General features: G+C 67.0%; 25 protein-coding genes. 13 read left to right on the forward strand and 12 right to left on the reverse strand.

What is annotated here, in order from left to right; translation table 11 throughout:
* From yegS to K5L94_RS20370, 4 genes are all read right to left on the reverse strand, one after another.
* Entirely contained in the window at window positions 1-936 is a 936-nt protein-coding gene (yegS, locus tag K5L94_RS20355) for a lipid kinase YegS (protein ID WP_180878906.1), read from the reverse strand.
* 291 nt (window positions 937-1,227) lie between these two features.
* Window positions 1,228-1,710, reverse strand: coding sequence for a GNAT family N-acetyltransferase (locus K5L94_RS20360; protein ID WP_053450997.1), 483 nt, complete (start codon window positions 1,708-1,710; stop codon window positions 1,228-1,230).
* A 59-nt stretch (window positions 1,711-1,769) separates the two neighbouring features.
* Window positions 1,770-2,444, reverse strand: a complete 675-nt coding sequence (rpe, locus tag K5L94_RS20365) for a ribulose-phosphate 3-epimerase (RefSeq protein WP_032127160.1) — start codon at window positions 2,442-2,444, stop codon at window positions 1,770-1,772.
* Between the two features lie 30 nt (window positions 2,445-2,474).
* Window positions 2,475-2,804 (reverse strand): J domain-containing protein, encoded by a 330-nt coding sequence (locus tag K5L94_RS20370; RefSeq protein ID WP_005411327.1) that lies wholly within the window; start codon window positions 2,802-2,804, stop codon window positions 2,475-2,477.
* A 144-nt stretch (window positions 2,805-2,948) separates the two neighbouring features.
* Between K5L94_RS20370 and K5L94_RS20375 the strand changes: the two genes are divergently transcribed.
* From K5L94_RS20375 to K5L94_RS20410, 8 genes are all read left to right on the forward strand, one after another.
* A complete protein-coding gene (locus K5L94_RS20375; protein WP_164241292.1) occupies window positions 2,949-3,875 on the forward strand; it encodes a phosphoribosylaminoimidazolesuccinocarboxamide synthase in 927 nt (308 codons plus the stop codon).
* Window positions 3,876-4,096: 221 nt separating this feature from the next.
* Window positions 4,097-4,582 (forward strand): Mpo1 family 2-hydroxy fatty acid dioxygenase, encoded by a 486-nt coding sequence (locus K5L94_RS20380; RefSeq protein WP_053450999.1) that lies wholly within the window; start codon window positions 4,097-4,099, stop codon window positions 4,580-4,582.
* A 333-nt stretch (window positions 4,583-4,915) separates the two neighbouring features.
* On the forward strand, window positions 4,916-7,744 hold the full coding sequence (locus K5L94_RS20385) for a monovalent cation/H+ antiporter subunit A (protein WP_053451000.1): 2,829 nt from the start codon (window positions 4,916-4,918) through the stop codon (window positions 7,742-7,744).
* Window positions 7,744-8,136: a Na+/H+ antiporter subunit C gene (locus K5L94_RS20390; protein WP_006474204.1), complete on the forward strand. Its 393-nt coding sequence runs from the start codon at window positions 7,744-7,746 to the stop codon at window positions 8,134-8,136. The genes K5L94_RS20385 and K5L94_RS20390 overlap by 1 nt, the downstream gene beginning before the upstream one ends.
* On the forward strand, window positions 8,133-9,668 hold the full coding sequence (locus K5L94_RS20395) for a monovalent cation/H+ antiporter subunit D (RefSeq protein ID WP_274511253.1): 1,536 nt from the start codon (window positions 8,133-8,135) through the stop codon (window positions 9,666-9,668). The genes K5L94_RS20390 and K5L94_RS20395 overlap by 4 nt, the downstream gene beginning before the upstream one ends.
* On the forward strand, window positions 9,665-10,171 hold the full coding sequence (locus K5L94_RS20400; RefSeq protein ID WP_274511254.1) for a Na+/H+ antiporter subunit E: 507 nt from the start codon (window positions 9,665-9,667) through the stop codon (window positions 10,169-10,171). The genes K5L94_RS20395 and K5L94_RS20400 overlap by 4 nt, the downstream gene beginning before the upstream one ends.
* Window positions 10,168-10,452, forward strand: a complete 285-nt coding sequence (locus K5L94_RS20405) for a K+/H+ antiporter subunit F (protein ID WP_006399171.1) — start codon at window positions 10,168-10,170, stop codon at window positions 10,450-10,452. Before K5L94_RS20400 ends, K5L94_RS20405 begins: the two co-directional genes overlap by 4 nt.
* Window positions 10,449-10,838: a Na+/H+ antiporter subunit G gene (locus K5L94_RS20410; RefSeq protein ID WP_008266226.1), complete on the forward strand. Its 390-nt coding sequence runs from the start codon at window positions 10,449-10,451 to the stop codon at window positions 10,836-10,838. The genes K5L94_RS20405 and K5L94_RS20410 overlap by 4 nt, the downstream gene beginning before the upstream one ends.
* An 89-nt stretch (window positions 10,839-10,927) precedes the next feature.
* Here K5L94_RS20410 and K5L94_RS20415 read toward each other — a convergent pair whose 3' ends face one another.
* Both K5L94_RS20415 and K5L94_RS20420 read right to left on the reverse strand, forming a co-directional pair.
* On the reverse strand, window positions 10,928-11,893 hold the full coding sequence (locus K5L94_RS20415) for a sodium:calcium antiporter (RefSeq protein ID WP_274511255.1): 966 nt from the start codon (window positions 11,891-11,893) through the stop codon (window positions 10,928-10,930).
* A 73-nt stretch (window positions 11,894-11,966) separates the two neighbouring features.
* The gene (locus K5L94_RS20420; protein WP_274511256.1) at window positions 11,967-12,623 is read right to left on the reverse strand and encodes a hypothetical protein; all 657 of its coding nucleotides are present in this window, start codon (window positions 12,621-12,623) and stop codon (window positions 11,967-11,969) included.
* 125 nt (window positions 12,624-12,748) lie between these two features.
* Here K5L94_RS20420 and K5L94_RS20425 point away from each other — a divergent pair, with 125 nt between their 5' ends.
* Window positions 12,749-13,309, forward strand: coding sequence for a hypothetical protein (locus tag K5L94_RS20425; protein WP_053451006.1), 561 nt, complete (start codon window positions 12,749-12,751; stop codon window positions 13,307-13,309).
* 80 nt (window positions 13,310-13,389) lie between these two features.
* On the opposite strand, the gene hmgA is transcribed toward K5L94_RS20425, so the two are convergent.
* Together hmgA and hppD are read right to left on the reverse strand one after the other, a co-directional pair.
* A complete protein-coding gene (gene hmgA, locus K5L94_RS20430) occupies window positions 13,390-14,697 on the reverse strand; it encodes a homogentisate 1,2-dioxygenase (protein WP_274511257.1) in 1,308 nt (435 codons plus the stop codon).
* Window positions 14,698-14,782: 85 nt separating this feature from the next.
* Window positions 14,783-15,895: a 4-hydroxyphenylpyruvate dioxygenase gene (hppD, locus tag K5L94_RS20435; RefSeq protein ID WP_008264994.1), complete on the reverse strand. Its 1,113-nt coding sequence runs from the start codon at window positions 15,893-15,895 to the stop codon at window positions 14,783-14,785.
* Between the two features lie 129 nt (window positions 15,896-16,024).
* Here hppD and K5L94_RS20440 point away from each other — a divergent pair, with 129 nt between their 5' ends.
* Window positions 16,025-16,516: a MarR family winged helix-turn-helix transcriptional regulator gene (locus K5L94_RS20440; protein ID WP_053451008.1), complete on the forward strand. Its 492-nt coding sequence runs from the start codon at window positions 16,025-16,027 to the stop codon at window positions 16,514-16,516.
* A gap of 379 nt (window positions 16,517-16,895) precedes the next feature.
* A complete protein-coding gene (locus K5L94_RS20445; protein ID WP_274511258.1) occupies window positions 16,896-17,951 on the forward strand; it encodes a PDDEXK nuclease domain-containing protein in 1,056 nt (351 codons plus the stop codon).
* Window positions 17,952-17,960: 9 nt separating this feature from the next.
* On the opposite strand, the gene K5L94_RS20450 is transcribed toward K5L94_RS20445, so the two are convergent.
* From K5L94_RS20450 to K5L94_RS20465, 4 genes are all read right to left on the reverse strand, one after another.
* Complete coding sequence (locus K5L94_RS20450) at window positions 17,961-19,100, reverse strand: hypothetical protein (protein ID WP_274511259.1); 1,140 nt, start codon at window positions 19,098-19,100, stop codon at window positions 17,961-17,963.
* Between the two features lie 233 nt (window positions 19,101-19,333).
* A complete protein-coding gene (locus tag K5L94_RS20455) occupies window positions 19,334-19,939 on the reverse strand; it encodes a thioredoxin family protein (protein ID WP_164087724.1) in 606 nt (201 codons plus the stop codon).
* A 19-nt stretch (window positions 19,940-19,958) separates the two neighbouring features.
* Window positions 19,959-21,458, reverse strand: a complete 1,500-nt coding sequence (locus K5L94_RS20460; protein WP_164241295.1) for a peptide MFS transporter — start codon at window positions 21,456-21,458, stop codon at window positions 19,959-19,961.
* Window positions 21,459-21,638: 180 nt separating this feature from the next.
* Window positions 21,639-22,514, reverse strand: a complete 876-nt coding sequence (locus tag K5L94_RS20465) for a tryptophan 2,3-dioxygenase (protein WP_008265566.1) — start codon at window positions 22,512-22,514, stop codon at window positions 21,639-21,641.
* A gap of 335 nt (window positions 22,515-22,849) precedes the next feature.
* Here K5L94_RS20465 and pdhA point away from each other — a divergent pair, with 335 nt between their 5' ends.
* Together pdhA and K5L94_RS20475 are read left to right on the forward strand one after the other, a co-directional pair.
* Window positions 22,850-23,932 carry a pyruvate dehydrogenase (acetyl-transferring) E1 component subunit alpha gene (gene pdhA, locus K5L94_RS20470; protein ID WP_180878892.1) on the forward strand — a complete coding sequence of 361 codons (1,083 nt, stop codon included), beginning with the start codon at window positions 22,850-22,852 and terminating at the stop codon, window positions 23,930-23,932.
* Window positions 23,925-24,992, forward strand: coding sequence for an alpha-ketoacid dehydrogenase subunit beta (locus tag K5L94_RS20475; RefSeq protein WP_006474353.1), 1,068 nt, complete (start codon window positions 23,925-23,927; stop codon window positions 24,990-24,992). Before pdhA ends, K5L94_RS20475 begins: the two co-directional genes overlap by 8 nt.
* Window position 24,993: the final 1 nt, after the last annotated feature.

Genomic DNA, 24,993 nt, shown 5'->3' on the forward strand with positions numbered 1-24,993 from the left:
CTAGCCCTGCCCGGCCAGCAACGGGCAGCCGGCCGGCAGATGCATCCGCACCCTGCCCGGCACGCACTCGATGCGGAACTGGCGGGCCTGAACCGGTTCGCCATCCAGATTGAGCGTCAACGGACGCTCGGATGCGATCTGCAGCCACGGCAGCCGCGCGCGCGTGGCCAGCTGTTCCAGCGCGGCCTGGGTGCCCGACTTCAGCATCTGGCCCAGCGTGGCGGTCACCTCGCCTTCCAGCTCCGGCAGTACCGTCACATCCAGCAACCCGTCGTCGATCAGTGCCTGCGGGCACAGCTGCTGGCCGCCACCGGCCTGGCGACCGTTGCCAATGCCCAGTGCGATGAAATCGCCTTCCCAGGCGAAATCGGGGCCCGACAGGCGCGCACTGATCGGCTCGATCCGCCCGAGCTTGGCGATGCCGGTGATCACATAGGCCAGCCCACCCAGCATCTTCTTCAGGCCAGCATCGGTCTCCACGGTGACCTGCGTACCGAAGCCCCCGCTGGCGAGATTGGCGCACCACCAGGGCGTGCCATCGGCGTCCACGCGCAGCAGATCGATGGCGTGCGGCCGCGCCTGCCCGATCAGCGCGAAGGCGTCCTTCGGTTCGGTCGGGATTCCGGCCGAGGTGGCGAAATCGTTGGCCGTCCCCATCGGGATCAGCGCCAGCGAGGGCAGCGCATCGGCAGGTTCCTCACGATGCGCCAGCGTTTCCGCCACCGCGCTGAGCGTGCCGTCGCCACCGGCGGCAACGATCACGTCCACGCCGTGGTCGATTGCTTCGGCCACGTAGCGTTCGGCATCCCCCTCTTCCCAGGTCACCCGCACGTCCAGCTGCACGCCCTGTCTGCGCCAATGGCCGACGGCGTCGCGCAGCGCGTCGTTGCCCGCGGATTTTCCGTTGAGGATCAGGCGCCAGCGCGGGATGGTCATGCAGTGCTTCCGGTGCGGGGGTGGCACAGGCTAGCAATGCGCTGTTTGTCCCCAGTGAATGTCACGCAGATGTCATTCAGCTACCGGAGAATGGAAGGCCATAGCAGGGACGATGGATGGAGGCAGGATCAGCCTCCCACGCATGCAGCAGGGCCACGCCAGTGATTGGCGTGGTCTTTTTTTTTGGAGTTCACAGGGAGTGCGAACCAAGGTTCGCACCCACCGGGTTGCGGTTCGCACCCACCCAACTGGGGTCCGCGCCCACCCAACTGGGGTTTGCCCCCACGAGCCTCAACCGTTGGCGAAATCGTGCAGCGCCTGGCCCTGCAGCCGGTACACGGTCCACTCGTCCTGCGGTTTCGCACCGGCAGCGGTGTAGAACTCGATGGCCGGGGTATTCCAGTCCAACACCGACCATTCGAAGCGACCGCAGCCTTCGGACACGGCCTGGCGCGCGATGTACTTCAGCAGCGCCTTGCCCGCGCCTGCGCCGCGCTTTTCCTGGCTGACGTACAGGTCTTCCAAGTAGATGCCCTTGCGGCCCAGCCAGGTGGAGTAGTTGTAGAAATACACCGCGTAGCCGATCGCTTCGCCGTCGGCTTCGCAGATCAGCGCGCGTGCCGTAGCGTCGGCACCGAACAGGCTCTCGGCGATGCCGATCTCATCGGTCTGCACCGAATGCTCGGCCTTCTCGTAGATCGCCAGTTCGCGGATGAAATGCAGGATCAGGCCGGCATCGGCCACGGTGGCCGGGCGGATGTTCAACAGTGCCATGAGCGGAAAAAGGGGACGGAGGGAATTAAGCGAGCTTAATCCCCTCCGTCCCCTTTTTGTCAGCGCGCTGCAGCGACATTCGCGCGCATCTGCGCGATCACATCCTGGTAACTGGTCTTGGCATTGAAGATGGCCGAACCGGCGACGAAGGTGTCGGCGCCGGCGGCGGCGATCTCGCCGATGTTGTCGGCCTTCACGCCGCCGTCGATCTCCAGGCGGATGTCCTTGCCACTGGCATCGATCATCTTGCGCACCACGCGCAGCTTGTCCAGCGCCGAGGGGATGAAGGCCTGGCCGCCGAAGCCCGGGTTGACCGACATCAGCAGCACCAGGTCCAGGTCATCCAGCACCCAGTCGAGGATGTCCACCGGCGTGGCCGGATTGAGCACGATGCCCGGCTTGCAGCCCAGCGAGCGGATGAGCTGGATGGTGCGATGCACGTGGCGGCTGGCCTCCGGGTGGAAGCTGATGTAGGTGGCACCGGCCTCGGCGAAATCCGGAATGATGCGGTCCACCGGCTCGACCATCAGGTGCACGTCGATCGGCGCGGTCACGCCGTGCTTGCGCAGGGCCTGGCAGACCATCGGGCCGATGGTCAGGTTCGGCACGTAGTGGTTGTCCATCACGTCGAAGTGGACCCAGTCGGCGCCGGCGGCGAGGACGTTGTCGACTTCCTCGCCGAGGCGAGCGAAGTTGGCGGACAGGATGGACGGGGCAATGAGGCAGTTGGACATGGCCGGGCCTTGCAACGAGGGGAAAGAGGGTCAGCGCTTGCGCAGGGTCTTGATGCGGTCGTACGCGGCATTGATCCGCCGCGACTTCTGCTCGGCCTGCTGCTGCAGCTCGGGGGCGGCGCCGCCAAGCTTGTCGGGGTGGTACTGGGAGATCAGCTTGCGATAGGCGCGCTCGACCTCGGCATCGGTGGCCTCCGAGGTCAGCCCCAGCTCCCGGTACGGGTTCTCCTTGTTCAGGCGGAACCAGTCCGAATCGAAGGCGTGGCCGATCAACAGGCCGACCACCGCGCCAAACAGCGGATTGGGCCGGAACAGCAGGGCGCCGGCGATGAATCCGAGCAGTTTTCCGTACCAGCGCATGGCGCTCCGGGGTCGACCGACGAAATGGACGCTCATTTTACGTCACAGCGGGCCCGGACCGCTTTACACTAGGCCGCCCGCTGGTCAGCGGGCCCGCCGGGTCCGTTGGGCAGCAGCCGTATCGACAACGCCCCAGGAGTGCCCGTGCCAACCACGCTGTTGCAATCCGATCTCCCCGGCCTGCCCTTGCGCCATCGCGGCAAGGTGCGTGATGTGTTCGATATCCCGCGCGAGCGGCTGCCAGCCGGAACCCCGCCGGGCGAGTACCTGCTGATGGTGGCCACCGATCGCCTGTCGGCGTTCGACGTGGTGCTGCCCGACCCGATCCCGGGCAAGGGCGAGATGCTCTGCCAGGTCTCCAACTTCTGGTTCGCCAAGACCGCGCACCTGATGCCCAACCACCTGACCGGCATCGACGTGGCCAGCGTGCTGCCCGAGGGCGTGGACCCGGCCCTGTATGCCAAGCGCGCGGTGGTCACCCGCAAGCTGAAGCCGGTGCCGGTGGAAGCCATCGCCCGCGGCTACCTGATCGGCAGCGGCTGGAAGGACTACCAGCGCACCGGCAAGGTCAGCGGCATCGACCTGCCCGACGGCCTGCGCCAGGCCGAGCAGCTGCCCGAGCCGATCTTCACCCCCTCGACCAAGGCCGCCGTCGGCGACCATGACGAGAACATCGATTTCGATGCGATGGTGAAACAGGTGGGTGCGGACCTGGCCGAGCGCGTGCGTGATGCCACCCTGCGCATCTACAAGTTCGCCGCCGATTACGCCCGCGAGCGCGGCATCATCCTGGCCGACACCAAGTTCGAATTCGGCACCGATGCCGATGGCCGCCTGTACATCATGGACGAGATGCTGACCCCGGATTCCTCGCGTTACTGGCCGGCCGACGAGTACGAAGTGGGCACCAGCCCGCCGAGCTACGACAAGCAGTTCGTGCGCGATTACCTGGAGACGCTGGACTGGGGCAAGACCGCCCCGGGCCCGAGCATCCCGGCCGGGATCATCGAGCGCACCCGCGCCAAGTACGCCGAGGCGCTGCAGCGCCTGGCCGGGATCAGCGTCGACTGATCCCCCCGCGCCCCCGGCCGGAAAGGCCGGGGGGCGTTCTGAATGCGGTAGGGCCGGCCGCTGGCCGGCAACCTCGCAAGCCTGCAGCCAGGCATGGCCTGGCTCTACTGCCGGTTGCCTGGGGTAGTGCCGGCCGCTGGCCGGCAACCTCGCGAACTCGGCTATGCTCTGGATTGCCGGCCAGCGGCCGGCACTACCGTTGTCCGAGGAAGCAACGCAGCATGCAGACCACCACCCAGCTTGCGCGGCCGATCGACCGCTACTTCGCCAGCTACTCCGACGACCACCGCAATGTGATCAACCAGCGCATCCATGTGGTGGCGGTGCCCGCCATCCTCTGGTCGGTAGTGGCCCTGCTGTGGTGCCTGCCGCCGCTGATCACCTGGTTCCAGTACGGCATCTGGTCGGCGTTCGCGATGTTCAGCGCCTGGTGCTTCTACAACAAGCTGTCGCGCCCGCTGGGCATCGGCATGCTCATCCAGTTCTTCGTGTTCGGCTGCCTGTGCCGCCTGCTGGAGGCCGAGATCGGCCTGCACAACCTGTTCTGGCTGGCGGTGGGCGTGTTCGTGGTGGCCTGGATCGCGCAGTTCATCGGCCACAAGTTCGAGGGCCGCAAGCCCAGCTTCCTGACCGACCTGACCTACCTGCTGATCGGCCCGGCCTGGGTGATGGCCAAGTTCTACCGCAGGCTCGACTGGCGCTACTGAGGGGCCGGTGGCCGGCGGCGGTCGTCGTTTCCTGAACGGGCGGGTTCCGTCACCCGCACTCGACGGCGGCCCTGCCAGCCTGCGCCGGTGAACCGCTCCCCACGTCCCGCCCGTCGACGGCAGCCCCTGTGCGACAGGGCCTGCGGTCTCCCTGCGCGGGCGTAGGGTGTCCCCCGAGGGCAACCGGGGAGGTGATGCAGGAACGTGATGCTGCGCCGCAAAAAAGATGAATCAGCGGACGTTACATGCAATTGATCGCTGTTCGATGGGTTTCGGCGACATTTCGCAGCCTGTTATCCTCCCTGACCTGCTCGTGAATCATGGATTCCCTGCATGCTCCCCAGCCTGCCCCTGCTGCTGGCCCTGCCCTTCCTGATGGCAGCGGCCGTTGCGGCCTTCCCCCGTAGTTCGCGCTCGACTGCTGCCTGGCTGGCGGCGCTGGCGCCGTTGGGCGGGCTGGCCATCCTCGGCTGGCTGACCCCGTCCGTGCTCGATGGCCAGCTGGTGCGCACGATGGTGCCCTGGCTGCCGCAGATCGGCCTGGACTTCACCCTGCGCCTGGATGGGCTGGCCTGGATGTTCGCCGGGCTGGTGCTGGGCATCGGCGCGCTGGTGGTGCTGTATGCGCGCTACTACCTGAGCCAGCAGGACAGCGCGCACCGCTTCTACTGCTACCTGCTGCTGTTCATGGGCGCCATGCTGGGCATGGTGCTGTCGGGCAACCTGCTGTTGCTGATGATCTTCTGGGAAATGACCAGCATCAGCTCGTTCCTGCTGATCGGCTTCTGGTCGCACCGCCAGGACGCCCGCGAGGGCGCGCGCATGGCGCTGGTGATCACCGGCGGCGGTGGCCTGGCCCTGCTCGGTGGCGTGCTGCTGATCGGCCGCATCGTCGGCAGCTTCGACCTGGACGTGGTGCTGGCTGCCGGCGAGCAGATCCGCGCCAGCGCGCTGTACCCCTACGCGCTGTTCCTGGTGCTGGCCGGCATCTTCACCAAGAGTGCGCAGTTCCCGTTCCACTTCTGGCTGCCGCACGCGATGGCGGCACCGACCCCGGTCTCGGCCTACCTGCACTCGGCCACCATGGTGAAGGCCGGCGTGTTCCTGCTGGCGCGCCTGCACCCGGCGCTGGCCGGCAGCGACCTGTTCTTCTACACGGTCAGCGGCATCGGCGCGCTGACCCTGCTGATCGGTGCCTGGAACGCGATCTTCCAGCACGACCTGAAGGGCCTGCTGGCCTATTCGACGATCTCGCACCTGGGCCTGATCACCCTGCTGTTCGGCCTGTCCACGCCGATGGCGGTGGTCGCCGGCGTGTTCCACATCCTCAACCACGCCACCTTCAAGGCCTCGCTGTTCATGGCCGCCGGCATCATCGACCACGAGACCGGCACCCGTGACATGCGCAAGCTGGGCGGGCTGCGCAGGCTGATGCCGTTCACCAGTGCGCTGGCGATCATCGCCTCGCTGGCGATGGCCGGCATTCCGCTGCTCAACGGCTTCCTGTCCAAGGAAATGCTGTTCGCCGAAGCGATCACCGCGGGCGGCCCGGGCATCATGCGTACGGCGGTGTCGATCGCCGCGCTGCTGGCCGGCGTGTTCGGCGTGGCCTACAGCCTGCGCTTCGTGCACGACACCTTCTTCGGCCCCGGCCCGCACGACCTGGATCGCGTGCCGCACGAGCCGCCGCGCTGGATGAAGGTGCCGGTGGAGCTGCTGGTGGTGATCTGCATCGCGGTGGGCGTGGCTCCGGCGCTGACCGTGGCACCGGTGCTGCACGCCGCCGCTGCCTCGATTCTCGGCCCGGCCATGCCCGAGTACAGCCTGGCGGTGTGGCACGGCTTCAACCTGCCGCTGGCGATGAGCGCGATCGGCGTGGTCGGTGGCGTGGCGCTGTACTTCGGCCTGCGCAAGCTGATCAACCTGCACGGCGTGACCAACGTCAGCACCGGTCGCAACGTGTTCCATGCACAGCTGGATGCGGTGTCCGCGCTGGCCATGCGCCTGACCAACGGCATCGCCAACGGCAGCCTGCAGCGCATGCTGCTGGGCCTGGTGCTGGTGGCGATCGTGGTCGCTGCGGCGCCGTTCGTGGCCAATCCGGCCTCGCCGAACTGGACCGCACCGCAGCCGATCCCGCTGCTGGGCTGGGCGCTGTGGCTGGTGATGATGGCCTGTGCAGTGGCCACCCTGCGCGTCTACAAGCAGCGCCTGCTGGCGGTGCTGCTGGTCGGCGGCGTCGGCCTGATGGTGGCGCTGACCTTCGTGTTCCTGTCCGCGCCCGACCTGGCCCTGACCCAGCTGCTGGTGGAGATGGTCACCCTGGTGCTGATGCTGCTGGGCATGAACTACCTGCCCGCGCAATCCGGGCCGGAGCGGCCGCGCTGGCGCAAGCGCCGCGATGCGGTGATCGCGATCCTCGCCGGTGGCGGCCTCGGCGCGCTGGCCTATTCGGCGATGACCCTGCCGCCGAACACCATGGCCGGCGAACTGCTGGGCCGGGCGCTGCCCGAGGCGTATGGGCAGAACGTGGTCAACGTGATCCTGGTCGACTTCCGCGGCTTCGATACCTTCGGCGAGATCACCGTGTTCGGCATCGCCGCGCTGGTGGTGCATGCGCTGCTGCGGCGTACGCGGATGGCACCGGAGCAGATCATGCCCGGCCCGCCGATCAAGCTGCCGGTGCCGGCCGACCTGGCCCAGATCATGTTCCCGCTGACCCTGACCGTGTCGATCTTCCTGTTCCTGCGCGGCCACAACGCGCCGGGCGGTGGCTTCATCGCCGGCCTGGTGCTGGCAGTGCCGCTGCTGATCCAGTACGTGATCCAGGGCACCGCGTCGGTGGAATCACGCTTCGGCTTCGACTACATCCGCTGCATCGGCATGGGCCTGCTGATCGCCCTGCTCAGTGGCAGTGCCTCGATGCTGTTCGGCGTGCCGTTCCTGACCAGCGGCCACCTCGATCTGCACCTGCCGCTGATCGGCGACGTACCGCTGGCCAGCGCGATCGGCTTCGACATCGGCGTCTACCTGGTGGTGTTCGGCGGCGCCATGCTGATGCTGTCGATGATGGGCACGATCAAGCCATCGCGCACCCGTATCGCCCGCAAGGGCGAGATCGACCTGCAACGCCGTTCGGCACGCACCGGGGAGATGCACTGATGGAACTGGCCCTGGCCACCGCGATCGGCGTGCTGACCGCCATCGGCATCTACCTGCTGCTGCGTGCGCGCAGCTTCGATGTGATCCTCGGCATGACCTTCCTGTCCTATGCGACCAACCTGCTGATCTTCGCCGGTGGCCGCGTGGTGCTGGGCAAGGCGCCGGTACTGCAGGAGGGTGTGGACAGCCACCTCGGCAACTACACCGACCCGCTGCCGCAGGCACTGGTGCTCACTGCCATTGTCATCGCGTTTGCGATGACCGCGGTGAGCATCGTGCTGGCCATGCGCAGCCGCAGCGACAACCACAGCGACCACGTGGACGCCCACGAGCCGGATGACGACCTGCAGGATGAGGGCATTTCGCCGCGCCAGGGCGAGGACCGCGCATGAACCATCTGGTGATCCTGCCGATCCTGATTCCGCTGTTGGGTGCTGCGCTGTCGCTGTTCGTCGAACACCGCCGCTATGGCCCCAGGGTGCAGCGCGCGGTGGCCTGGACCTCGCTGTCGGCGCTGGCCCTGGCGGTGGGCCTGCTGTTCGCCACCACCGGCAGCGGTGAGATCAACGTCTACCTGCTGGGCGACTGGCCGTCGCGGCTGGGCATCGCGCTGGTGGCCGACCGGCTGTCGGCGTGGATGCTGTTGACCACCCTGCTGCTGGCCATCCCCTGCCTGCTGCATGCCTGCTCGGGCTGGGACCGCCGCGCGCCGCACTTCCATGCGCTGTTCCAGTTCCAGCTGGTCGGCCTCAACGGCGCCTTCCTGACCGGCGACATCTTCAACCTGTTCGTGTTCTTCGAGGTGATGCTGATCGCCTCCTATGGCCTGCTGCTCAGCGGCGGCCGCGGCCTGCGCATGCGCATCGGCCTGCACTACGTGGTGTTCAACGTCACCGCCTCGACCCTGTTCCTGATCGCGCTGGGCCTGCTGTATGCCTCGCTGGGCTCGCTGAACATGGCCGAGCTGTCGCAGCGCATCGCCGAGGTGCCGCCAGCCCAGCTGACCCTGGTCAAGGCGACGATGGGCCTGTTGCTGCTGGTGTTCTGCGCCAAGGCCGCGCTGATGCCGCTCTATCTGTGGCTGCCGGAAGCCTATTCGCGTGCACCAGCGGCGGTGGCCGCGCTGTTCGCGATCATGACCAAGGTCGGCCTGTACGCGGTGCTGCGCATCCAGATGCTGTGGTTCGGCGACGACGCCGGTGCGATGGCCGGCTACGGCCGCGACTGGCTGCTGTGGGCCGGTGTGGCGACGCTGGTGCTGGGTGGCCTGGGTGCATTGGCCGCGACCCGACTGCGCGTGTTGATTTCGTACCTGGTGATCGTCTCGGCGGCCACGCTGTTCATCGCCTTCGCCGTGGGTACGCCACAGGTGCTCTCCGCTGGCCTGTACTACCTGCCGCACAGCAGCTTCGTCGCCGCCGCGCTGTTCCTGATTGCCGACCTGATCCGCCGCCGCCGCGGTGGCGCCAGCGACCGCAAGGAAGTGGTCGCGCCGATGCCGGGCAAGGAAACGCCAGCGGTGCTGTTCCTGATCGGCGCGGTGTCGGTGGCCGGCCTACCGCCACTGTCCGGCTTCCTGGCCAAGGCGGCGCTGCTGGCCGGCATGCCGGCGCAGTACACCGGCCCGGTGTGGACCGCGGTGCTGGTCAGCAGCCTGCTGGTGATCATGGGCCTGACCCGTGGCGGCATCCGCCTGTTCTGGCGCGTGCCGCCGGTCGATCCGGAGGCGCCGCCGCCACGCAAGGCACGCCTGCGCCGGGTCGAGCTGTATGCCGCCTGCATCCTGCTGGCCTACGGCATCGGCATGACCCTGGCCGCCGCGCCGTTGATGCGCTACACCGACGCCACCGCCGCACAGCTGCTGCACCCCAGCGAGTACGTGCAGCAGCTGCGCGCGACCACGCCGGAGATCCGCCAGCCATGACCGCCCAGCGCTCCCTGTTCCGCCGCATCATTCCCTCGCCGATGCTCAGCATCATGGTGGTGGCGTTCTGGCTGCTGATGTCCGACAGCTTCACCCTCGGCCAGATCGTGCTGGGGCTGGTGCTGGGCGTGGTGGTGCCCCTGTTCGCCGCACGCCTGGACCGCGAGTTCGCCCGCATCGGCACGTTGCGGCCGCTGCCGAAACTGCTGTGCGTGACCCTGTGGGACATCCTGATGTCCAACATCCGCGTGGCGATCCAGGTGCTGGGCCCGGAGAAGAACATCCACCCGGGCTTCATCTGGCTGCCGCTGGACATCGCCAACATCCACGGGATCGCCGCACTGACCAGCATGATCACGCTGACCCCGGGCACGGTCTCGGCCGTGCTCAGCGACGACCGCAGGTTCCTGATGGTGCATGTGCTGCACCTGGAGGATCCGCAGGACCTGATCGATACGATCAAGCGACGTTACGAAGCCCCGTTGATGGAGATCTTCCCATGACTGGATTCCAGATCATCCAGACCACGCTGGTGGTGTGCATGCACGTGGTCGGCCTGGCCATGCTGCTGGCCACCTGGCGCCTGCTGCGCGGCCCGACCGTGCCCGACCGCATCCTGGCGCTGGACACCCTGTCGGTGACCGCCATCGCCGAACTGATGCTGTTCGGCATGTACCTGAACTCCGCGATCTACTTCGAAGCCGCGCTGGTCATCGCCATGCTCGGCTTCGGCAGCACCGTGGTGCTGAGCAAGTTCGTGCTGCGCCGGGACATCGTCGAATGATCACCGCGATCCAGATCGGCCTGTCGATCCTGCTGCTGTTCGGCTGCTTCTTCATCCTGGTCGGGGCACTGGGCCTGGTGAAGCTGTCCACGTTCTTCAAGCGCCTGCATGCCCCCACCAAGGCCAGCACGCTGGGCGTGGGCTGCGTGCTGGTGTGTTCGGTGTGCTACCACATCTTCCTCGGCCAGGACCCGCAGCCACGTGAGCTGCTGATCACCGTGTTCCTGTTCATCACCGCGCCGATCAGCGCGCACATGATGGCCAAGGCCGCGCTGTCGCTGCTGATGGAGAAGCGTCCCAGCCTGCCGGGCAACGAACCGGCCGCCGAGGAACAGCTGCCGCCGCCGGAACCGGTGCGGGAAGAAGAAACCACACAGAAACGGTAGTGCCGGCCGCTGGCCGGCAGGGTGACGCCCGGTGGGTGCCGACCGTTGGTCGGCACAGACAATCAACCGCATCCACGCATGGCGTGGATCTACAGGGCCGGTGCGCCCACCAGCAGCACTTCCAGCGCCAGCCAGCCCACGAACGCGACCAGCAGGATCGCGCCTTCGCCGCGGTTGATCTTCAGGTCACCACGCAGCATCGGGTACAGCACCAGCGCGAACGCCAGCAGCGCCGGCAGTTCCAGGCGCACGAACGAGGCCGGCAGCGCCAGCGGCTGCAGCATGGCCATCGCGCCGATCACCAGCAGCAGGTTGACCGCGCTGGACCCCAGCACATGCCCCAGCACCATGTCGCCATGACCGCGACGCGCGGCGGCGATGGCGGCGGCGACCTCCGGCAATGCGGTGCCGATGGCCACCGGCAGCAGGCCGACCAGCAACGGCGTCCAGCCCAGCGCGGTTCCGAAATCAGCCGCCGCACCGACCACCAGGCGTGCGCCCCAGTACAGCGTCAATGCGGCAATCAGCACGCGCAGGATGTTCAACGGCAGGCTGGTGCGGCTCAGCGCGGATTCGGCGATGGCTGCCTGCACCTCGGCGCTCTCGCGGCCGCCCCGGCGCAGCAGCACGACCTGCATGACGATGAAGCCGGCGACCAGCACGCCGCCTTCCCAGCGCACCAGCCGGCCGTCGAGGCCGAACAGGATCAGCAGCGCAGCGGCCGCCAGCAGCGACCACCACAGCACCGTCTGCAGGCGCGCGCGCAGCAGCAACGGTGCGGCGATCGCCGCCAGGGCCAGGGTCAAGCCCAGGTTGGCGATGCTGCTGCCCACCGCATTACCCAATGCCAGCTCCGGTTGGCCGACCGCCAACGCCCGCGCGTTGACCGCCAGTTCCGGCAACGAGGTGGTCACCCCAAGCAGCAGCAGGCCGGCGGTGAACGGGCTGGCCCCGAAGCGCTGGGCCAGGCCGGACACGGCCTTGACGATGGAGTCCCCGCCCAGCGCCAGCAACAGCAGGCCGAGCAGGAACCAGGCAATGGCAATGGCGATCATCGAGCACTCCCCCAGCGGTCGTGGCGCGATTCTACGCTGGCCCCGCGCGCGTGGCTGGGCCGTGGATCAAGGATCAGCCACAGCCTTCCACGTAATCGACCTGCGGAGTCTTGCCGACCCGCCATGCGCCGACCTTGCCGTCGGCACCCAGCGCGAAGTCGATCACCGCATCGCCTTCCTGCACCGGGCGCACGCGCAGGTGCTGGGCCTTCTCGTCGTACTTGTCAGGGCCGACATCGGCGCGCTCGGGGTACAGCACCTGCAGCTCGCCCAGGGTCATGCCGACCTTGCCGCCGCCCGGTGCGATGATCGCGGCGCTGCGCACGTCATAGCGCACCAGCTTGCGGCCTTCGATCATCAGGCGCGGATCCTCGGCGTCCTGCGGACGCAGGAAGTAGCAGCCATCGTTGCTGTCGTCGGCCGGCAGCGGCTTGCCGGCCGCATCGGTGCCGAGCCCCTGCAGCGGCGTTCCAAATCCCGTGCGGACCTCGGCGATGCTGGCGCCCAGCTTGGCGCCTGCGAAGCCGTCCAGGCGCGCTGGGCTGTCAGCCCGGAGGTCATTGGCGGGGCGGGCGGCCAGATCCGGATCCGCCGACTGTGCCGGCCCGGTTGCCGAAGCGGTTTCCGCCGGCGTGTCACTGCCGCTGCCCGCGGCGCCCTGTTTGTCGGAGCCACCGTTGCAGGCGGTAAGCGAAAGGAGCATCAGACCAGCAATCGGAAGGTGTTTCATCAGTGCGGTTCCCTGGCACGAAGGTGGCTGCACGCTAGCGCAATGCGCGTGCAGGCGCTGCATTGTCATCGCGGTTTCATCGCCTTCGTTCAGGCTCGGCCTGCACCGACTCGCCAGTCCCTTCCATGCAACCGCGCAAGACCGATCTCGCCCGAACCGCGCTGCAGGCCCACCGCGCGCCGCTGGACATGCGCCAGCGCCGGCTGCTGATCCTGTGCGACGGCCAGCGCACTGTCGCCGAGCTGACCGACCTGCTCGGCCAGGAAGCGCCCGCCATGGTGATCCAGCTGGTGCAGAGCGGTTACCTGGACACCGGGCCGACCACAGCACCGCTGCCGGCGCCCGCCGCACCGGCCGCACGACCCGCTGCGCCACCGGCCCCGACGCCCGTCACGGCCAGGGCGCCCGCACCAGCGCCCACCGCGCCGGTCGAACGCCGCCGCTCGCTGGTGGCCGCGCGCATCTATGTACTGGGCATCCTGGAAATGCAGCGCCACCCGCAGGCGGCGGCGCTGTTCCGCGACCTGCAGCAGGCGCGTGCGGAAGACGAAGTGCTGCAGCGGCTGCAGTCGGCGATGCAGATGCTGCCCGGCCTGACCTCGGACGGCTATTGCCAGCGCGTGCGGCAGCGCCTGCTGGAGGCACTGCCGCTGGAGCATTGCGACGCCTTCGCCGAAGCCGCGTAAGCGCAGTTCCGTCGGGAATCATCCACGCCATGCGTGGACACGGTCAGGATCCATGCCGACCAAGGTCGGCACCTACCAAGCTAGCGGGACGGCCGGAAATTGTTGCGCAGGCCGTTCCAGCACTGCTGATAATCGCCCTGGCGATGGCCGGCGGCCAGCGCCTGCGCGGTCGGCCGGATCACCGCGCGGGTCTCGAACATGAAGGCCATTGTGTCCTTGATCACGTCCGCCTTCGACAGATCGGCATTGGAGGCCTTGTCGAAGGTCGGTGCATCCGGGCCGTGGCCGCTCATGCAGTTGTGCAGCGACGCCCCGCCCGGCACGAAGCCTTCGGCCTTGGCGTCGTAGGCACCATGCACCAGGCCCATGAACTCGCTGGCGATGTTGCGGTGGAACCACGGCGGGCGGAACGTGTTCTGTGCCACCAGCCAGCGCGGCGGGAAGATCGCGAAGTCCATGTTGCTGGTGCCCGGTGTGTCGCTGGGCGAATGCAGCACCAGGAAGATCGACGGGTCCGGGTGGTCGTAACTGATCGAGCCGATGGTGTTGAAGCGGCGCAGATCGTAGCGGTACGGCGCGTAGTTGCCGTGCCAGGCCACCACGTCCAGCGGCGAATGGTCGATCGGTGCGCGCCACAGGCGGCCTTCGAACTTGGCGATCAGCTCGAAGTCACCGTCCACGTCCTCGAATGCCGCATGCGGGGTCTCGAAGTCGCGTGGGTTGGCCAGGCCGTTGGAGCCGATCGGGCCGAGGTCGGGCAGCTTCAGCAGCGCGCCGTAGTTCTCGCAGATGTAGCCGCGGCTCGGGCCGTCGGGCAGTTCCACCCGGAAGCGCACGCCACGCGGGATCACCGCGATCTGCTGCGGCTCGATCTCGATCACGCCCATCTCGGTCAGCAGGCGCAGCGCGCCCAGCTGGGGCACGATCAGCAGCTCGCCATCGGCGTCGTAGAAATAGCGGCCGACCATGTCGCGGTTGGCCGCGTACAGATGGATGCCCACACCCGCGTGCGCATCGGGCGAACCGTTGCCACCCATGGTGTACAGGCCTTCGACGAAGTCGGTCGGCAGCTCCGGCAACGGCAGCGGGCTCCAGCGCAGCTGGTTCGGCGAGGCCGGCTGTGCGCCGAAATCACACTGCAGCTGCGACTGCGCGAACGGGGTGAACTCGCCGTGGGTGACCGCCGGGCGTATCCGGTACAGCCAGCTGCGGCGATTGCTGCCGCGCGGCGCGGTAAACGCGGTGCCGGTCAGCTGTTCGGCGTACAGGCCGTGGGCCACCTTCTGCGGCGAGTTCTGCCCGACCGGCAGTGCACCGGCCACGGCCTCGGTGGCGAATTCGTTGCCGAAACCGGACTGGTAGCCGCGGGCGGTGAGGGCGGTGGACATGGAAACTCCAGAGATTGCCGGCCAGCGGCCGGCACTACCATGTGGACAGGCAATGCCGGCGGGAGGCCGACATTGCCTGCAGACCTTACAGCACGCCGCGGCGGATCTGGTCGCGCTCGATGCTCTCGAACAGCGCGGTGAAGTTGCCTTCGCCGAAGCCTTCGTTGCCCTTGCGCTGGATGATCTCGAAGAAGATCGGGCCGATGCAGTTCTGGGTGAAGATCTGCAGCAGCTTGCGCTGGTGGGTTTCCGGATCGGCGTCGATCAGGATCTTGTTCTTCGCCAGGCGCGCGACGTCTTCACCGTGGTTCGGCACGCGCTGGTCGATCACGTCGAAGTAGGTCTCCGGCGTGTCGAGGAAGTCCACGCCCTGCGCGCGCATCGCTTCGACGGTTTCGTAGATGTTCTCGGTGAAGCAGGCGATGTGCTGGATGCCCTCGCCCTTGTACGCGTCCAGGTATTCATTGATCTGGCTCTTCGGGTCGGACGATTCGTTCAGCGGGATGCGCACGATGCCGTCCGGCGCGGTCATCGCCTTGGACACCAGGCCGGTCTTCAGGCCCTTGATGTCGAAGTAGCGGATCTCGCGGAAGTTGAACAGGCGCTCGTAGTAGTCCGACCACTGCTGCATGTTGCCGAAGTACAGGTTGTGGGTCAGGTGGTCGATGAAGGTCAGGCCGAAGCCGACCGGGTGCAGGTCGGTGCCGGCGATCTGCTCGTAGTCGCCGTCGAAGATGCTGCCGGCGCTGCCATAGCGGTCGACCAGGTACAGCATACAGTCGCCGATGCCCTTGATGACCGGCGCGTTGACGGCCTTGCTGTCCGGCTTGAAGGCGATGGCTTCGGCGCCGTTGCCCAACGCGGTCTGGTAGACCTCCTGGCCCGGCTTCTTGAAGCGGATGGCGAAGCCGCAGGCGCACGGACCATGCTTTTCGGCGAAGTCGGCAGCGAACGAATCGGGGTCTTCATTGACCAGGAAGTTGACGTCGCCCTGGCGATAGACGGTAATCGGACGCTGCTTGTGCTTGAGCACCGCGCTGAAGCCCATCTTCCGGAAGTACTCGTGCAGCTCCTGGCCACGGCCGGCCGGGGCGGCGAATTCGACGAACTCGAAGCCGTCGATGCCCATCGGGTTCTCGAAGGTGGTGACCTGCATGCCGGGGTTGGGGTGCGAGGCGGTCGGGACTGCGGTATTCATGGCGTGGCTCCGAATCGGTACCGCATCGGTACAAACCAGGTGCGGGCAGGTAGGGACCCGGCGAGAATGCAGGGTCTGGACCTACCCCTTATAGTTACACTTGAAACCACCAGCAAGGTGCACCGCAACATGAGCCCCGAACCCGCCTCGACCCGCCTGCGTGCCTCGCACGTCCTGCTCGACCTGGAACAGTTCCTGCCCTACCGGCTGAGCGTGCTGTCCAACCGGGTCAGTGGCAACATCGCCAAGCTATACGGCGATCGTTACGGCCTGGCGATTCCCGAGTGGCGGGTCATCACCATCCTGGCGCTGTACCCGGGCTCGTCGGCCAGCGAGGTCTCTGACCGCACGGCGATGGACAAGGTGGCAGTCAGCCGCGCCGTGGCCCGCCTGCTGGAGCGTGGCTTCATCAAGCGCGAGACCCATGGCGACGACCGCCGTCGCTCGGTGCTGGCCCTGTCGGCGGCCGGCTTCGAGGTGTACGAGACCATCGCGCCGATGGTGATCGAGATCACCCGCAAGCTGATGTCGGTACTGAGCGACGAGGAAGAGCAGGTGCTGGAGAAGCTGATCCTGCGCCTGGCCGGCGACGGCCTGGAGCGGATGGGCGAAGGGGTGTGAAAGAAAAAGGGGACGGAGGGGATTAAGTCGTTTTGGGCCCCAAGTCACGGGTGCCGGCCCTGTCCGGTAGCGGAACAGTGGCTGGGCGATTGTCGTCCTCCCCCTTTGATCTGACGGGACCCGCTCTCTAGCGGGCGGCGGGCCGACTGCAAACGAGGCCGTCGAACGCATTCACTTCCCGCAGATCCCGTCCTGAAGTGTCGCCCTCGCCCGCCAGCATTTCCGCATTGGCCCGATACGGCCCGTTTCCGCGAGGCTGGTGTATCGAAACGGGCTGGTCCAGTGAGTTCTCCTATTGGACTATCCGTGTGTGCGGCCTGACGGTAAGCGTTCAACGGGTATCAGCCCGGCCACGGATCCACATCGCACGGACTCCCTCATGGATGACACGTGTTCAACGCTGCCGCATGGCCAGGAATTGCTGGCCGATCTCAGAGACCTGATCTGCGAGGCACGCAGTAGGATGCACAGGTCCATCAACGCCGGACTGACCCTGCTGTATTGGCGAATCGGGCGTCGCATCCATGTGGACCAGATGGCTGGGCAGCGGGCGCGCTACGGAGAGCTTGCCTTCATCCGGATCGCCAAGGCGCTGTCTGCCGAATTCGGCACATCCTTCGGTGAGAAGAGCCTGCGCAGGATGGTGCAGTTCTCAACCGCATTTGCAGACGAGCAGATTGTCGTATCGCTGATACGACAATTGAGCTGGACGCACTTCATCGCGCTGATCCCACTGGCGGATCCTCTCAAGCGCGACTTCTATGCGCAGATGGCCGCCACCGAGGGCTGGAGTGTACGCACGTTGCGCCAGCGCATCGATTCGATGCTGTATGAGCGCACAGCGCTATCCAGCCAACCCGAGCAGACCATCGCCGATGAGTTGGCGGCACTGCGCAGCAACCAGCCGCTGTCTCCGGGGCTGGTACTGCGTGATCCCTACGTACTAGATTTTCTTGGTCTGAAGGACAGCTGGGACGAGCAGGACCTTGAAAGCGCGATCCTTCGCGAGATGCAGGGTTTCCTGCTCGAACTTGGCACGGGCTTCAGTTTCGTCGCCCGCCAGAAACGCATCCAGATCGACGGCGATGACTTCCACCTGGACCTTCTGTTCTACAACCGGCGCCTACGCAGGCTGATCGCCATCGAACTGAAGATCGGCGAGTTCAAGCCCGCCTACAAGGGGCAGATGGAACTCTATCTTCGATGGCTGGACCGCTACGAACGTGAGGACGGCGAGCAGGAGCCGTTGGGCATCATCCTCTGCACAGGGAAGAAAGCCGGCCAGATCGAATTGCTGGAGCTGGACCGCTCGGGCATCCATGTTGCGGAATACCTGACCACTCTGCCCTCTCGTGAGGTCCTCAAGCAAAGATTGCAGACCGCCATGGAGCGGGCCCGGCAACAGCTTCAGACCGCGCCCCCAAGCCCCCGGTAGACGCATGCCTCAGCTCAGGTGCTTGCGCCGCGCGTGTATCCACGGCACTGCCAACGCCGCGATGGCGCCGCCGGCGAAGCCGAGCGAGGCGGCGACGGTGGCCGCTTCTACCGCCCCCGGCAGTGCCAGCGCCGCGGCCACCAGCAGCAGTGACGGCAAGCCGACGAAGGTACCCAGGAAGAAGTGCCAGCGCGGCGACCAGGTGTTGAGCTGCAGCAGGCTGACCGGCTGCCAGGCTTCGGATGCGGCGTCTTCGGCGATCTTCGCCACCACCTTGCCCAGGTCCACTTCGGGCAGCGCGCGGCCGAGCCGGGCGGTGGCCAGCACTTCGGCAACCGCCTCCACCGGCGGGAAGCTGGTCGGCCACGCCACCGGCGCCGGCACGCCGTAGGCGGTCAGCAGCGGTACGCTCAGCCACGGTGCCACCAGCGGGCGCATGCGGCGGCGGCCATGCACGCACCAGATCTGCGGCTGGCCGTGCGCAGTGACGCTGTACAGCGCCAGCTCGTTGGCCGGCGGGTAGCCCAGCATGGTCACCCGTGCCGCCAGGCTGTCCTGGCCCATCGCACGCAGGAAACCCGGGCGGCTGCGCCCTTCCTGCATCCACGCCAGGCCCAGCGCCCCCACCAGGTAGGCCTCGGCCACGTCCTTGCTGCCGGCGGTGGCGCGCTCGTCACTGGCCAGGTACCAGGCCAGTGACTTCGGTTCGGACACATCGTCCAGCCCCCAGCGGCTGTCATCGCCGAGCACGTGGCGCACCGGCAGCCGCGCTGGCGCGGTTTCGCCCCGCTCGCCCGGCTGCAGGAACGGCAGCACGCCCTGGATGAAGGTGGACAGCTCGATCGCGCGCACGCCGTGTCCCTGCCATTCCGGCGGCAGCAACCCGGCCAGCTGGCCCTCCGCGGCCAGCGCGTCGAGCCGCGATTTCTGCTCGACCAGCTTCTGCACCGCACCCTTCAGCACCACGTTGTCGGGCAGCGCGATCTGCGGCAGGCGGTGGCGCGGGGGGGCCAGTTCGACGGTGTCCTGGCCGGTGCCCGCGTCATCCAGCAGCGCTTCCTGCGGCGGCAGGGTCACGCCGTCGCCTGCCCCAGCGTCGGCCAGGTCGCTGGCAGCTTCGGGCAATCGTTCGGCGTGGTCGCTGTGCATGGGGCGTTCCGGTAGGTTGCGTCGACGGCGCGTCGACTGAAGTCCTTGCCGGTAACGGCGTCCGTGCGGTGAAGTTGAGACGCCAATTCGGAGAGTGTGACGGCGCGCGCAGTAGATCGGCGCGGGGCGTGGATGCGAGCCAGGATCAGTGCCGACCAACGGTCGGCACCCACCGGGCACCACGGCCAACGGTCGGTATCCACCGGGCATGCCGGCCGACGGCCGGCACGACCTCATTCCGGTTTGTCAGGCGCCCATTGTTTAAGGAAGGCGCTCACACGCACAGGCTGGAACGCTTCGCCCCGGCGCAGCTCGCCGGTGGCCTGCGACACCAGCAGGCTGCCGTCGGCGTCCAGCACCAGCAGGTGCGGGTAGTCGCGCTCCATTTCCGGGAACTGGGCGAGGAAGGCGGTGTTGGGCTGTTCGTCGCTGGCATTGACCTTCACCCACACGAAGTGGGCGTCGCGGAAGCGGCGCAGGTCGCCGTTGCCTTCCACCAGCTCGTCCAGCGCCTGGCAGCGATCGCAGGCCGCGTTGCCGACCTCGAGCAGGATGCGCTTCTTGCCGCGCTGGGCTTCCACCTTGGCGGTGGCCAGATCGTCGGCAGGGTCGCGGGCCGGGTCGAACTGCGCGCCGAGCCCGGCGATGGCGGCGATGTCCGCCGCCACCGGGGTGTTGCCCGAAGCCACCGGTTCGCTGGGGTCAGCGACCGGTGGCTCGGTGGGCCGGGTGTCCAGCGGCTGCGTCGGCTCGGCGGCGGCAGGCGGTTGCGGTTGGGAACAGGCGCCGATCAGCGCCGCACAGACCACCACCACTGCACCACCGAGCTTCATACGCATGCCAGCTACCCTCTCTTCATCACTTGACGCCGTGCATCAGCTTGTTGATCAGCGGGGCGATCAGGAACAGCACCACGCCGGAGCCGATCAGGGCCCAGAACCCGAAGGTATACCCCTTCAGGGCCGACTCGACCGTCATGCCGCCTTCACCACTGACCACACCAGCGAAGATGCCCGACAGGTTGTTGCCGATGCCGGTGGACAGGAACCAGCCACCCATGCCGAAGCCGACCAGGCGCACCGGAGCCAGCTTGGTCACCATCGACAGGCCGATCGGCGACAGGCACAGCTCACCCACGGACTGGATGACGTAGACCATGAACAGGGTCCAGAACGGGATCTTGCCGTCCACGACCATCTGCGACAGCGCATACATCAGCAGGGCGAAGGCGGCGCCATTGAACAGCAGGCCGAGGCCGAACTTGCGCGGAATCGACGGATTGGCGCGACCCAGGGCCACCCAGATCCAGGCGATGATCGGCGCCAGGGTGATGATGGCCACCGAGTTGACCGACTGGAACCAGGCCGTCGGGAAGGTCCAGTCACCCATCTGGCGGTTGACGATGTTCTCGGCCAGGAAGGTGAACGAGCTGCCGGCCTGTTCGAAGAACATCCAGAACATCACGTTGAAGGCGAAGATGATCAGCATGGCGATCACGCGGTCGCGCTGCACCTTGCCCTCGCGGATGCCCTCAACCAGCAGCAGCACGGCCAGCGCGGTGAACATCGCGCCCAGGATCCAGGCCAGCGCGGTGGCGCCGGTGGCCAGCAGGAAGTAGGCCACCGGGATCGCGACCACGGCACCGACCAGCACCATGATGATGCGGCCGAAACCTTCAGCGCCGGCCGGCGGTGCACCGATGCCCTTCAGGCCGGCGCGGCCGATGTAGAACCACACCAGCGAGATCAGCATACCCACGCCCGAGGCGATGAACACGACCTTGTACGACGGCATTTCCGAGGTACCGAAGACCTTGCGGGCCAGGTACTCGGTCAGCACCGGGGCGATCATCGCGCCGATGTTGATACCCATGTAGAAGATGGTGAAGCCCGAATCGCGACGCTCGTCCTTCAGGCCATACAGCTTGCCGACCATGGTCGAGATGTTCGGCTTGAACAGGCCGTTGCCAACGATGATGGTGGCCAGGCCGAGCTTGAAGATGTGCTCCTGCGGCAGCGAGATCATGAACAGGCCGGCGGCCATGATGATCGCGCCGGTCAGGATCGAGCGCTGGTAGCCCAGTACCCGGTCGGCCACGTAGCCACCGAAGATCGCCGCGGCGTACACCAGGGCCAGGTAGGCACCGTAGATGCGGCTGGCGTCGCCTTCACCGGCAGCGTTGCCGTTGTAGAACTGGGAGACGATGTACAGCACCAAGGCCCAGCGGATGCCGTAGAACGCAAAGCGTTCCCAGAACTCGGTCATGAACAGCATCCACAGCGGGCGCGGATGGCCCAGCGTGGTCTTGAAGTCCGGCAGGGCCGGCTCTGGGGTGTTCGCAGTGGCGTTTACGCTCATGCGGGTTTCCTGGTTCGGTGGATGACGAGCACGTCCGATGTGCAGTGGAGCAACGCGCGAGGATCACCGACTTCTGGCGTTCACGTCAAATACACGCCGTTTGAGGCAGGTCACCGCCTGCTCGCTGAACTTGCATCTGAAACGATCCAGCCGCCGGCCGGGATTCAAGCTGAATGGGGATCAGCCCAATGCGGCCGGGGGCGCCGCCTGCAGGCTGGTGCGTACCTGGAACAACTCGGGGAAGAAGGTCAGCTCCAGCGCCTTGGCCAGGAAGCCGACCCCGGACGAGCCGCCGGTGCCGCGCTTGAAGCCGATCACCCGCATCACGGTGCGCATGTGACGGAATCGCCACAGCTGGAAGGCAGTCTCCAGGTCCACCAGGTCCTCGCACAGCGAGTACTCGCGCCAGTAGCGGTCGGTGTCCTGGTAGATGCGCTCGAACACCGGCTGCAGTGCGTCGTCGGCCACGTGCGGCTGGGTCCAGTCGTGGGTTTCGTACACCGCCGGCACGGCGTGCCCGAAGCGGGCCAGGTACTTCAGGAATTCCTCGTACAGGCTCGGCGCCTCCAGCACGGTGCGCAGCTGCGCCTGCCCGGCCGGGTCGTGCTCGAACACCTGCAGCATCTGCGCGTTCTTGTTGCCCAGCAGGAACTCGATGTAGCGATACTGCAGCGACTGGAAGCCCGAGGACGGGCCCAGCACATCGCGGAAACCCATGTACTCGGACGGGGTCAGCGTTTCCAGCACCGACCACTGCTCGGTAAGCTGGCGCAGCACCTGCTTGCTGCGCGCCAGCACCTTGCGGCACTGCCAGACTTCATCGCGCTGCAGGAAGCCGATCGCCGCGCGCAGCTCGTGGCCGAGCAGCTTCAGCCACAGCTCCGAGGTCTGGTGCTGGATGATGAAGAGCATCTCGTCGTGGTGCGGCGGGCTGGACAGCGGCTGCTGCGCGCTGAGCAGCTGGTCCAGCCGCAGGTAGCCGCCATAGGTCAGGCGCCCCTGCAGATCGGTGTGGATGCCGGCTTCGAGATCGCGTTGGTTGTTGTCGACGGACATGGGCGGGACCAGATCGGGGGCGGCAAGGGTAGCGCGTTGCCGCCGCGCTGGCAGCCGCCGGGTCCATACCGGGCCGTGCGGTTGGCCGTGGAGCATCGGCCGATGCCGGGGCTGCGCGTGGAACCGATCACGCCGTTGCGCAGCCAGTCAGCCAGAGGCGTATTCTGATGCTTTGCAGCAACGACTGAATACGTTGTTGTTATTGGCCCCCCACCCGCCGGCAGGGGTAAAACAGGGCATCGCCGTGTTGCGGCGCAGGAAGGCTATTCCGTACGCGTTCCTTAACATGGCGATTCATATCATTTGTAACTTCTCTGTCGAAGGTGCAGTACGCAATGACGGTTGCCGCTGAATTCAAGATCGAATACCTGCAGTACCTGGACGCGGACGGCAAGCTCGTCCGCGATGACCTGCCCGCGTCGCTGCGCGACCCCAAGGTCCTGGTACCGCTGTTCAAGCAGATGCTGTTCGTACGTACGTTCGACAGCAAATCCATCGCGCTGCAGCGCACCGGCAAGCTCGGCACCTACGCCGCCTGCCTGGGCCATGAAGCCGCGCACGTGGGCATCGGTGCCGCGATGCAGAAGGACGACGTGTTCGCGCCTTCGTACCGCGAGTATGGCGCGATGTTCATGCGTGGCGTGCGTCCGCACGACGTGCTGATGTACTGGGGCGGCGACGAGCGCGGCAACGACTACGGCGGCAACGCGGCCAAGGACTTCCCGTTCTGCGTGCCGATCTCCACCCAGTGCCTGCACGCTGCGGGTGCCGCGCTGAAGTTCAAGCTCAACAAGGAACCGCAGATCGCGGTGGCCGTGTGCGGCGACGGCGGCAGCTCCAAGACCGACTTCTACGCGGCACTGAATTCGGCCGGCGCCTACAAGCTGCCGCTGATCCTGTGCATCGTCAACAACGGCTGGGCCATCTCGGTTCCGCGTTCGGCCCAGACCGGTGCCGAGACGCTGGCGCAGAAGGGCCTGGCCGGCGGCCTGCATTGCCTGCAGGTGGACGGCAACGACTTGATTGCAGTGCTGGCGGCCATGGAGCAGGCGCGCGAACGTGCGCTGGCCGGCGACGGTGGCACCGTGCTGGAACTGATGACCTATCGCCTGTCCGACCACACCACCGCCGATGACGCGCGCCGCTACCGCGACGATGCCGAGGTGAAGGATGCCTGGCAGCGCGAGCCGATGCTGCGCCTGCGCAAGTACCTGATCAACGCCGGCGTCTGGAGCGAGGAAGAAGAAGCCGCTTGGGTCGCCGAGTGCGGCACGCGCGTGGACGAGGAAGTGAACCTGTACCTCAATACGCCGGTGCAGCCGGTCGAGGCGATGTTCGATTTCCTCTACGCCGATCCGCCGCAGGACCTGCTGGCCCAGCGTGCCCAGGCGATCGCCCTGGAGCAGCGCCATGGATGAGATCAAGAACGGCGCGCCCGGCGCGCACACCAACGCCGCCGACAGCGCCGCCGTCGCGCGCGGAGAACAGAGCATGACCACCACCCCCATCACCCTGATCGAAGCCATCACCCAGGCACTGGCCTGGGAGCTTGAGCACGACCCGTCGGTGCTGGTGCTGGGCGAGGACGTGGGCGTCAACGGCGGCGTGTTCCGCGCCACCGCCGGCCTGCAGCAGCGCTTCGGCTCCGAGCGCATCCTCGACACCCCGCTGGATGAAACCACCATCGCCGGCCTGACCATCGGCCTGGCCGCACAGGGCATGAAGCCGGTGGCCGAGGCCCAGTTCGACGGTTTCATGTACCCGATGGTCGACCATATCGTCTGCCACGCCGCGCGACTGCGTTACCGCACCCGTGGCCGCCTGCACTGCCCGATGGTGCTGCGCGTGCCGTGGGGCGGCGGCATCCGTGCGCCGGAACACCACAGCGAAGCCAACGAGGCGATCTTCACCAACGTGCCGGGCCTGCGCGTGGTGCTGCCGTCCAGCCCGCAGCGCGCCTACGGCCTGCTGCTGGCCGCGATCCGCGAACCGGATCCGGTGATCTACATGGAACCCAAGCGCATCTACCGCCAGTACAAGGAAGTGGTCGTCAACGACGGCGAAGCCTTGCCGCTGGATGTCTGCTTCGTGCTGCGCGACGGCACCGACGTGACCCTGGTGACCTGGGGCGCGCAGGTGAAGGAAGCGCTGGAAGCGGCCGACAAGCTGGCCGGCGAAGGCATCAGCGCCGAAGTGATCGACGTGGCCACGCTGCGTCCGCTGGACTTCGCCACCATTGCCGAGTCGGTGGCCAAGACCGGCCGCTGCGTGATCGTGCAGGAGGCCCCGAAGACCGCAGGCTTCGGCGCCGAGATCGCCGCGCGCCTGGCCGAGGAATCGATCTACGACCTGCTGGCTCCGGTCGAGCGCGTCACTGGCTACGACACCCACATTCCGCTGTTCCGCCTGGAAATGAAGTACCTGCCGAGCGTTGAGCGGATCGTGGCTGCGGCCAAGCGCGCGGTGGCGGCCGGCTGAC

This window comes from Stenotrophomonas forensis (genome assembly GCF_028752115.1).
Lineage (GTDB): Bacteria > Pseudomonadota > Gammaproteobacteria > Xanthomonadales > Xanthomonadaceae > Stenotrophomonas > Stenotrophomonas forensis.

Excerpts from the sequence above, each read along its gene's own strand:
- yegS (WP_180878906.1), bottom strand. The coding sequence starts at position 936 with ATGACCATCCCGCGCTGGCGCCTGATCCTCAACGGAAAATCCGCGGGC.
- K5L94_RS20360 (WP_053450997.1), bottom strand. The coding sequence starts at position 1,710 with ATGGCACTGTTGAACATCCGCCCGGCCACCGTGGCCGATGCCGGCCTG.
- rpe (WP_032127160.1), bottom strand. The coding sequence starts at position 2,444 with ATGTCCAACTGCCTCATTGCCCCGTCCATCCTGTCCGCCAACTTCGCT.
- K5L94_RS20370 (WP_005411327.1), bottom strand. The coding sequence starts at position 2,804 with ATGCGCTGGTACGGAAAACTGCTCGGATTCATCGCCGGCGCCCTGCTG.
- K5L94_RS20380 (WP_053450999.1), top strand. The coding sequence starts at position 4,097 with ATGCAGACCACCACCCAGCTTGCGCGGCCGATCGACCGCTACTTCGCC.
- K5L94_RS20385 (WP_053451000.1), top strand. The coding sequence starts at position 4,916 with ATGCTCCCCAGCCTGCCCCTGCTGCTGGCCCTGCCCTTCCTGATGGCA.
- K5L94_RS20390 (WP_006474204.1), top strand. The coding sequence starts at position 7,744 with ATGGAACTGGCCCTGGCCACCGCGATCGGCGTGCTGACCGCCATCGGC.
- K5L94_RS20395 (WP_274511253.1), top strand. The coding sequence starts at position 8,133 with ATGAACCATCTGGTGATCCTGCCGATCCTGATTCCGCTGTTGGGTGCT.
- K5L94_RS20400 (WP_274511254.1), top strand. The coding sequence starts at position 9,665 with ATGACCGCCCAGCGCTCCCTGTTCCGCCGCATCATTCCCTCGCCGATG.
- K5L94_RS20405 (WP_006399171.1), top strand. The coding sequence starts at position 10,168 with ATGACTGGATTCCAGATCATCCAGACCACGCTGGTGGTGTGCATGCAC.
- K5L94_RS20410 (WP_008266226.1), top strand. The coding sequence starts at position 10,449 with ATGATCACCGCGATCCAGATCGGCCTGTCGATCCTGCTGCTGTTCGGC.
- K5L94_RS20415 (WP_274511255.1), bottom strand. The coding sequence starts at position 11,893 with ATGATCGCCATTGCCATTGCCTGGTTCCTGCTCGGCCTGCTGTTGCTG.
- K5L94_RS20420 (WP_274511256.1), bottom strand. The coding sequence starts at position 12,623 with ATGAAACACCTTCCGATTGCTGGTCTGATGCTCCTTTCGCTTACCGCC.
- K5L94_RS20425 (WP_053451006.1), top strand. The coding sequence starts at position 12,749 with ATGCAACCGCGCAAGACCGATCTCGCCCGAACCGCGCTGCAGGCCCAC.
- hmgA (WP_274511257.1), bottom strand. The coding sequence starts at position 14,697 with ATGTCCACCGCCCTCACCGCCCGCGGCTACCAGTCCGGTTTCGGCAAC.
- hppD (WP_008264994.1), bottom strand. The coding sequence starts at position 15,895 with ATGAATACCGCAGTCCCGACCGCCTCGCACCCCAACCCCGGCATGCAG.
- K5L94_RS20440 (WP_053451008.1), top strand. The coding sequence starts at position 16,025 with ATGAGCCCCGAACCCGCCTCGACCCGCCTGCGTGCCTCGCACGTCCTG.
- K5L94_RS20445 (WP_274511258.1), top strand. The coding sequence starts at position 16,896 with ATGGATGACACGTGTTCAACGCTGCCGCATGGCCAGGAATTGCTGGCC.
- K5L94_RS20450 (WP_274511259.1), bottom strand. The coding sequence starts at position 19,100 with ATGCACAGCGACCACGCCGAACGATTGCCCGAAGCTGCCAGCGACCTG.
- K5L94_RS20455 (WP_164087724.1), bottom strand. The coding sequence starts at position 19,939 with ATGCGTATGAAGCTCGGTGGTGCAGTGGTGGTGGTCTGTGCGGCGCTG.
- K5L94_RS20460 (WP_164241295.1), bottom strand. The coding sequence starts at position 21,458 with ATGAGCGTAAACGCCACTGCGAACACCCCAGAGCCGGCCCTGCCGGAC.
- K5L94_RS20465 (WP_008265566.1), bottom strand. The coding sequence starts at position 22,514 with ATGTCCGTCGACAACAACCAACGCGATCTCGAAGCCGGCATCCACACC.
- pdhA (WP_180878892.1), top strand. The coding sequence starts at position 22,850 with ATGACGGTTGCCGCTGAATTCAAGATCGAATACCTGCAGTACCTGGAC.
- K5L94_RS20475 (WP_006474353.1), top strand. The coding sequence starts at position 23,925 with ATGGATGAGATCAAGAACGGCGCGCCCGGCGCGCACACCAACGCCGCC.